We start from the raw sequence: 2,397 nt of genomic DNA on the forward strand, positions 1-2,397 counted from the left end.
AAGGGGTGACTGCGTACCTTTTGTATAATGGGTCAGCGACTTACATTCAGTGGCAAGCTTAACCGAATAGGGAAGGCGTAGCGAAAGCGAGTCCGAATAGGGCGTTCAGTCGCTGGGTGTAGACCCGAAACCAAGTGATCTATCCATGGCCAGGTTGAAGGTGCGGTAACACGTACTGGAGGACCGAACCCACTAATGTTGAAAAATTAGGGGATGAGCTGTGGATAGGGGTGAAAGGCTAAACAAACTTGGAAATAGCTGGTTCTCTCCGAAAACTATTTAGGTAGTGCCTCGTGTATCACCTTCGGGGGTAGAGCACTGTCATGGTTGAAGGGTCCATTGCGGATTACTTCGCCATAGCAAACTCCGAATACCGAAGAGTGCAATCACGGGAGACAGACATCGGGTGCTAACGTCCGGTGTCAAGAGGGAAACAACCCAGACCGCCAGCTAAGGTCCCTAAATATTGCTAAGTGGGAAACGAAGTGGGAAGGCTAAAACAGTCAGGAGGTTGGCTTAGAAGCAGCCACCCTTTAAAGAAAGCGTAATAGCTCACTGATCGAGTCGTCCTGCGCGGAAGATGTAACGGGGCTAAGCAATATACCGAAGCTGCGGATGCGAGCTTGCTCGCATGGTAGGAGAGCGTTCTGTAAGCCTGTGAAGGTGTCTTGTGAAGGATGCTGGAGGTATCAGAAGTGCGAATGCTGACATGAGTAGCGATAAAGGGGGTGAAAGGCCCCCTCGCCGTAAGCCCAAGGTTTCCTACGCAACGTTCATCGGCGTAGGGTGAGTCGGCCCCTAAGGCGAGGCAGAGATGCGTAGCTGATGGGAAGCAGGTTAATATTCCTGCACCGTCGTATGATGCGATGGGGGGACGGATCGCGGAAGGTTGTCCGGGTGTTGGAAGTCCCGGTCCCTGCAGTGGAGAAGGCGCTTAGGCAAATCCGGGCGCGTAATTCAAGGCTGTGGGGCGAGTACCTTCGGGTACGAAGCAATTGGAAGTGGTTCCAAGAAAAGCCTCTAAGCTTCAGTCATACGAGACCGTACCGCAAACCGACACAGGTGGGCGAGATGAGTATTCTAAGGCGCTTGAGAGAACTCGGGAGAAGGAACTCGGCAAATTGGTACCGTAACTTCGGGATAAGGTACGCCCTTGTAGCTTGACTGGCCTGCGCCAGGAGGGTGAAAGGGTTGCAATAAACTGGTGGCTGCGACTGTTTAATAAAAACACAGCACTCTGCAAACACGAAAGTGGACGTATAGGGTGTGACGCCTGCCCGGTGCCGGAAGATTAAATGATGGGGTGCAAGCTCTTGATTGAAGTCCCGGTAAACGGCGGCCGTAACTATAACGGTCCTAAGGTAGCGAAATTCCTTGTCGGGTAAGTTCCGACCTGCACGAATGGCGTAACGATGGCCACACTGTCTCCTCCCGAGACTCAGCGAAGTTGAAGTGTTTGTGATGATGCAATCTACCCGCGGCTAGACGGAAAGACCCCATGAACCTTTACTGTAGCTTTGCATTGGACTTTGAACCGGTCTGTGTAGGATAGGTGGGAGGCTTTGAAGCAGGAACGCTAGTTTCTGTGGAGCCGTCCTTGAAATACCACCCTGGTTTGTTTGAGGTTCTAACCTAGGTCCGTAATCCGGATCGGGGACAGTGCATGGTAGGCAGTTTGACTGGGGCGGTCTCCTCCCAAAGTGTAACGGAGGAGTACGAAGGTACGCTAGGTACGGTCGGAAATCGTGCTGATAGTGCAATGGCAAAAGCGTGCTTAACTGCGAGACTGACAAGTCGAGCAGGTGCGAAAGCAGGTCATAGTGATCCGGTGGTTCTGTATGGAAGGGCCATCGCTCAACGGATAAAAGGTACTCTGGGGATAACAGGCTGATACCGCCCAAGAGTTCATATCGACGGCGGTGTTTGGCACCTCGATGTCGGCTCATCTCATCCTGGGGCTGTAGCCGGTCCCAAGGGTATGGCTGTTCGCCATTTAAAGAGGTACGTGAGCTGGGTTTAAAACGTCGTGAGACAGTTTGGTCCCTATCTGCCGTGGGCGTTGGAAGTTTGAAGGGGGCTGCTCCTAGTACGAGAGGACCGGAGTGGACGAACCTCTGGTGTACCGGTTGTCACGCCAGTGGCATCGCCGGGTAGCTATGTTCGGAAGAGATAACCGCTGAAAGCATCTAAGCGGGAAACTCGCCTTGAGATGAGACTTCCCTGGGAACTCGATTCCCCTTAAGGGTCGTTCAAGACCAGGACGTTGATAGGTCAGGTGTGGAAGCGCAGTAATGCGTTAAGCTAACTGATACTAATTGCCCGTGAGGCTTGATCCTATAACCAGTGTGTTTTTCCTGGTGTGAGTGTCGTGAAGTGTGCCGATACAACTCACAACCC

The 2,397-nt window shown here is 52.6% G+C and carries 1 rRNA gene; it reads left to right on the plus strand.

Annotated features, from left to right (window positions below):
- Positions 1 to 2,336 (plus strand): 23S ribosomal RNA (locus PSO31014_RS22170); the annotation flags it as partial.
- Positions 2,337 to 2,397: the final 61 nt, after the last annotated feature.

Origin of the sequence: Pandoraea soli, assembly GCF_902459595.1 — a bacterium.
In the GTDB taxonomy this organism is placed as follows: Bacteria; Pseudomonadota; Gammaproteobacteria; order Burkholderiales; family Burkholderiaceae; genus Pandoraea; species Pandoraea cepalis.